This window comes from Novosphingobium sp. 11B, assembly GCF_054589055.1.
Window position 1 is genome coordinate 14084 of the sequence record NZ_BAAILP010000170.1, and the last position, 5766, is coordinate 19849.

The 5766-nt window shown below is 66.0% G+C and carries 7 protein-coding genes; all 7 read right to left on the reverse strand.

Translation table 11 applies throughout. The features are described from left to right. Positions 1–887: class I SAM-dependent methyltransferase (locus tag ACYPYD_RS15715; RefSeq protein ID WP_459664117.1), on the reverse strand; the 887-nt coding region annotated here is incomplete at its 3' end. After that, positions 887–2290, reverse strand: coding sequence for a threonine synthase (gene thrC / locus ACYPYD_RS15720; protein WP_285016770.1), 1404 nt, complete (start codon positions 2288–2290; stop codon positions 887–889). The genes ACYPYD_RS15715 and thrC, both read right to left, overlap by 1 nt. A gap of 252 nt (positions 2291–2542) precedes the next feature. Beyond that, on the reverse strand, positions 2543–3097 hold the full coding sequence (locus tag ACYPYD_RS15725) for an SURF1 family protein (RefSeq protein WP_459664118.1): 555 nt from the start codon (positions 3095–3097) through the stop codon (positions 2543–2545). 88 nt (positions 3098–3185) lie between these two features. Beyond that, positions 3186–4007 (reverse strand): cytochrome c oxidase subunit 3, encoded by an 822-nt coding sequence (locus ACYPYD_RS15730; protein ID WP_008831555.1) that lies wholly within the window; start codon positions 4005–4007, stop codon positions 3186–3188. A gap of 82 nt (positions 4008–4089) precedes the next feature. Next, entirely contained in the window at positions 4090–4677 is a 588-nt protein-coding gene (locus ACYPYD_RS15735; protein ID WP_008831554.1) for a cytochrome c oxidase assembly protein, read from the reverse strand. Further along, on the reverse strand, positions 4677–4802 hold the full coding sequence (locus ACYPYD_RS15740; protein ID WP_256434530.1) for a hypothetical protein: 126 nt from the start codon (positions 4800–4802) through the stop codon (positions 4677–4679). The genes ACYPYD_RS15735 and ACYPYD_RS15740 overlap by 1 nt, the downstream gene beginning before the upstream one ends. Positions 4803–4811: 9 nt before the next feature. Further along, positions 4812–5738 carry a heme o synthase gene (locus ACYPYD_RS15745; protein WP_459664120.1) on the reverse strand — a complete coding sequence of 309 codons (927 nt, stop codon included), beginning with the start codon at positions 5736–5738 and terminating at the stop codon, positions 4812–4814. Between the last annotated feature and the right edge of the window lie 28 nt (positions 5739–5766).

Sequence of the window (5766 nt, forward strand, 5' to 3'; positions counted from 1 at the left end):
TACTCGGGATTGGACCAGCGCGCGAAGATCGCGGTCGGCAGCAACCGCCCCTCACCGTCTTCCCGCACCGACAGGTCGCCATGCTCGATCTTCCCGGGAAGTCCGGCGAACAGCTCGTCCATCAGCCCGGCCAGCGCCAGCGAGGACATGCGCACCGCATAGACCGTCAGGAACAGGAACCGGCTGTCAGCATCGAGCAGCTTGCGGCAATCGGCGAGAAGCCCCGGAAGGTGCTCTTCCAGACGCCAGGTCTCGCCGGTGGGGCCGCGCCCGAACTTGGGCGGGTCGAGGATGATGCCGTCGTAACGCTTCCCACGCCGGACTTCGCGCGCGGCGAACTTGGCCGCGTCGTCGATCATCCAGCGCACCGGGCGGTCCTGCAGCCCCGCCAGAGCGGCGTTCTCGCGCGCCTGCGCGACGGACTTCTTGGACGCATCCACATGCGTCACCGGGCCATGGGCCGACAGCGCAAGAGTGCCGACGCCGGTATAGCCGAACAGGTTCATCGTGCTGGCATCGGTGCGCCCGGCCAGCATCCCGCGCATCCAGTCCCACACCGGCGCCATGTCCGGGAAGAAGCCGAGATGACGGAACGGGGTGCACTGCGCGGTGAACGAAACTTCGTTCCACGCCAGCGGCCAGCCATCGCGCGGCACGGCCTTGTCGAACTGCCAGCGGCCACCGCCGTCCTCGTCGGAACCGGGCACGAACTCGCCATGGGCGTCCCAATGCTCGCTCCGCGGAGTCCACATCGCCTGAGGTTCGGGGCGCACGAAGCGGTAGTCGCCGTAGCGCTCCAGCTTGCGTCCGTGGCCCGAATCTACGAGGCCGTAATCCGCCCAACCCTCTCCGGCGAGGATCAGCGGCTCTGTGACAAGCTCAGCCATCAGACTTTCGGGCTGGCGTGCGCCGCCACGAATTCGGTCACGGCCTCGAAGGTGCCGGGCAGCGTTTCGTACTTTTCCTCACGCTCGAACAGGTCGCCCACGCGGGTCGGCAGGGTCGGGCGCTGGCCGGTGGCGCGCTCGACGGCCTCGGGGAACTTGGCGGGGTGCGCGGTCGCCAGCGTGACGACCGGCACGCTCGCGTCGATGCCCGCCGTGCGCGCGGCGAAAAGACCGCAGGCGGTGTGCGGGTCGATCAGTTCGCCGGTCGCCTCGTAAGCCCAGCGGATGGTCGAGGCCATCTCGTCGGCATCGGCACGGGCCGACGAGAACAGCGCCGAGGCGCCCTCACGCTGCGCGTTGGTCAGTTGCATCGCCTTCGTCGATTCGAACCCGGCCATCTGCTCGGCCAGAGCCTTGCCGTCGCGCCCCCCGAGGTCGAACAGCAGGCGCTCGAAATTCGAGGACACCTGAATGTCCATCGACGGCGCGGCGGTCGGCGTGACCGTCCCCTGCGAGTAATCGCCCTCGGCCAACGCGCGGTGGAGAATGTCGTTCACGTTGGTCGCGACGATCAGCCTCTCGACCGGCAGACCCATCTGCGCCGCCACATAGCCCGCGAAAACGTCGCCGAAGTTGCCCGTCGGCACCGAGAACGCCACCTTGCGATGCGGCGCGCCAAGCTGCAGCCCGGCCGCGAAGTAGTACACGACCTGCGCCATCAGGCGCGCCCAGTTGATCGAGTTCACCGCGCCGATGGCGAAGCGATCGGTCATGCCCTTGTCGTTGAATACGCGCTTCACGATCGCCTGCGCGTCGTCGAAGTTGGCGTGCTCCAGCGCGATGTTGTGCACGTTGGGCGCCAGCACCGTCGTCATCTGGCGGCGCTGCACGTCCGAAACGCGGCCCTTGGGGTGGAGCATGAAGATGTCCACCTTCGCACGCCCCGCAACCGCGTCAATCGCCGCAGACCCGGTATCGCCCGAGGTCGCACCCACGATCGTCAGGTTGCGATCCGAACGGCCAAGGAACTCCTCGAACAGCAGGCCCAGCAACTGCAGCGCCACGTCCTTGAACGCCAGCGTCGGGCCGTGGAACAGCTCAAGCAACCACTGCTGCGAATCGAGCTGCTTGAGCGGCGTTACGCCGTCATGCGCGAAACGGCCGTAAGCTGCCGTGGTCAGCTCCAGCAGGCGCTCTTCGGTGAGACTGCCCGCGACGAACGGCGCCATGACCTTTGCGGCCAGCTCGGCATAAGGAAGCCCCGCCCAGCTCGCGATTTCCTCGGCCGAGAAACGCGGCCACTCACGCGGAACGTAAAGGCCGCCATCCGATGCGAGGCCGGCAAGCGTCGCGCCTTCGAAATCAAGCGCCGGAGCGCTGCCGCGGGTGCTGATATAGTCCATCGGGCGCGGTTAGCCGTGAAGGCGGGAAATGAAAAGAGCGTGAAGGGTGTGAAGAAGGAAAGAAATGAATCTGGGGCCATCGCCCCAGACCCCTTTACCGTCGAGATCACGCGCGCAGCCTCCTCCCGCGCCGACGGAGAGCCGGGAGACAAATAGCCTGCGGCGCAATGTGTGGCTGAGGCTGCTGCGCGCCCGACGACGACGGTATGGGGGTCTGGGGCGCCAAAGGTATATGGGGGGCCCCAGGACTTCCTACTTCCTCTTCCTGAGCGCCAGAAAGTAGATAACCAACGCCGTAGCCGCGAAGAAGAACCACTGCCCCGCATACGACAAGTGGTTGTTCGGCAGATCCGCCGGATCAGGGATCGCGTTTTCCTCCAGTCCGCCAACCGCAGGCATCGCCACAAGACGCGGGCCGGGGGCGATCATGCCGGTGACGTCTCCGCCCTGCCATGCTCCAGCGTTGGGCTGGAGCGACCATCCCATCACCACCAGCGCCCTGCCACCGCCCGGCAGCGTGCATTCGGCGGTCTGGGCCACGCCGGGCTCCCCTTTGGCGTTGCTTCCGGCGATGCTGCTGCGGTCGCCTACGCCCGCGCAGACGAGATGGGCGCGGCGATAGAGCAGGTCCTTGCCGGCGCCTCGGGATGTCCACTCGACGGGCGCGGGGTTCTTCTGCGCGGCGGCGTAGTGGGCCAGCAGCGCTTCCTTTTCATGGAGGCGGCGCAGTTGCCAAAAGCCCATCGCGATCATCACCGCCACGGCGGCAAGGACGATGAGGGTCGCGAAGACGGGGATGCGGCGCATGTCAGGTCCTGATGCGAAAAAGGCAGCCGAAGCGGTCTTCGGCTGCCTTTTCGGAATGAACGATCTGTTCGATCAGTGCGTGGGCCAATTAATGCGTGGGATAGCCCCAGCCGCCCCAGATGTAGACCGCGACGAAGAGGAACAGCCACACCACGTCGACGAAGTGCCAGTACCATGCCGCCGCTTCGAAGCCGAAGTGCTGGCGGGGCGTGAAGTCGCCGTTGTAGGTGCGCTTGAGGCAGACGATCAGCATGATCGTGCCGACGATCACGTGGAAGCCGTGGAAGCCGGTCGCCATGTAGAAGGCCGAGCTGTAGGTGTTGCCGCCGAAGCCGAACGGGGCATGCATGTACTCGTAGGCTTGAATGCACGAGAACAGCGCGCCGAGCAGGATCGTCGCCCACAGGCCCTTCTTGAGCCCTTCACGATCGCCGTGGATCAGCGAGTGGTGCGCCCAGGTGACGGTGGTGCCCGAGCACAGCAGGATCAGCGTGTTGAGCAGCGGCAGGGCGAAGGGGTCCATGACCGCCTCGATCGCCTTGGGCGGCCACTGTCCGCCGATGACGTCCGCCAGTTCGGAGGGGAACAGCGAGAAGTCGAAGAAGGCCCAGAACCAGCCGACGAAGAACATCACTTCCGAAGCGATGAACAGGATCATGCCGTAGCGCTGGTGCAGCTGGACGACGGGCGTGTGGTCGCCCGCGTGCGCCTCGTTGACGATCTTGGAGAACCACATGAACATCGAGGCCAGCAGGATCGCGAGCCCGGCCCAGGGCACGAAATGGCCGCCGGGCATCTTGTGCATGAACAGCACCATGCCGGTGGTGAAGGTGAAGGCGCCGATCGTCGTCGCCAGGGGCGCGATGTCGGGCGGAAGAATGTGGTAATCGTGGTTCTTCGTACCTGCCATGGTGCCTTCGTCCCCGTTCATCCAATCTCGTGTGCCGTCTGCCGCCCTGTTTTATCATGGCCGACGGTTCTTGGTACTTCGCTTAACTGCCCGTGCGCGGATGGTCCAGTGCCTTTGCATCCTCCACCCGCGTGACGTGGAAGGTATAGCTCAGCGTGATCTGCTGCACGTCCTTGTTGTCCGGGTCGGTCAGGATCGCCGGATCGACGTAGTAGAGCACCGGCATGCGCACTTCCTCGCCGGGCTTCAGCGTCTGCTCGGTGAAGCAGAAGCACTGGATCTTGTTGAAGTAGCGCGCGGCCTGTTCGGGCTCGACGTTGAAGCTGGCGGTGCCGGTGACGGTCTTGTCGCTGTCGTTCTTGGCCCAGAACAGCGCCATGTCGCGGGCGCCGATTGATACCGTGTCGGTGCGCTGGAGCGGCTTGAACTGCCAGGGCATGTTGCGCTCGACATTGGCGTCGAAACGGATCGATATCGTCCGGCCGCTGTCCTTGACGGTGGCCGCCTTGGCCTCGTCCGCGCGCTGGGTGGTGCCGCCGTAGCCGGTCACCTGGCAGAAGATGCGGTAGAGCGGCACCGACGCGAACCCCAGGCCGAGCATCGCCAGCGCCGCCGAAGCGGCCGTCAGCGCGACCTTACGGTTGGAGCGGGGTTCGCCCTTCCCCGCCATCAGCCCATCTTCACGATGGAGATGCAGAACACCAGCACCACGAAGGCCGCGAGGCTGAGGCCGAGGGCGCGGTTACGGCTGCGACGGATCTGTTCGATGGTCTTCTGTTCCTGTGGCGCGGGCATGAAACGTCCTCAAAGCGGAATGTAGCGATCGACCACGAGCGCGGCGAACAGGGCGAAAAGGTAGAGCACCGAGTAGGCGAACAGCTGCTTCTCGGGCTTCATGGCATCGTCATCGCCGCTGCGCGTGCGCAGGCCGACGCGGATCGAGAGGGCGAGGAACACCGTGGAGAGCGCCAGCGCCGAGATGCCGTAGATCGCGCCCGCGTGCTCCTTGCCCGGCAGCCACCACGGCAGCGCGCTGAGCGGCAGCAGCAGGACGGCGTAGGCGAGGATCTGGCGGCGGGTCGAGCGTTCGCCCGCGACGACCGGCATCATCGGGATGCCCACCTTGGCATATTCGGTCTTCACGAAAAGCGCGAGCGCCCAGAAGTGCGGCGGCGTCCAGAAGAAGATGATCGCGAAGAGCACGACCGGCATCGTCGAGATGTGGCCGGTCGCGGCGATCCAGCCGATCAGCGGCGGGAACGCGCCCGCGCCGCCGCCGATGACGATGTTCTGCGGGGTGCGGGGCTTCAGCCAGATCGTGTAGATCACGGCGTAGTAGACGATCGAGATCGCGAGGATCGCGGCAGCCAGCCAGCTGATCGCGAAGCCCATCAGGAACACCGATGCGGCGCACAGGATACCGGCAAAGTCGCGCGCGGTGGTGCGATCGAGCCGGCCCTGCGGCAGCGGGCGCTTGGCGGTGCGCTTCATCCCGGCGTCGATGTCCGCTTCCCACCACTGGTTGAGCGCGGCGGCGCCGCCTGCGCCCATGGCGATGCACAGGATCGCGGTGAAGCCGAGGACGGGGTGGATGCTTTCAGGCGCGGCGAGCAGACCGCACAGGCCGGTGAAGATCACCAGGCTCATCACGCGCGGCTTGGTCAGCGCGATCAGGTCGCGCCAATCGGCAGGAACCGCGTTGGCGGCAGGACTCGAATTCGTGGGGGTCATGATGGGCCGCCCATACACCCGGGGACCG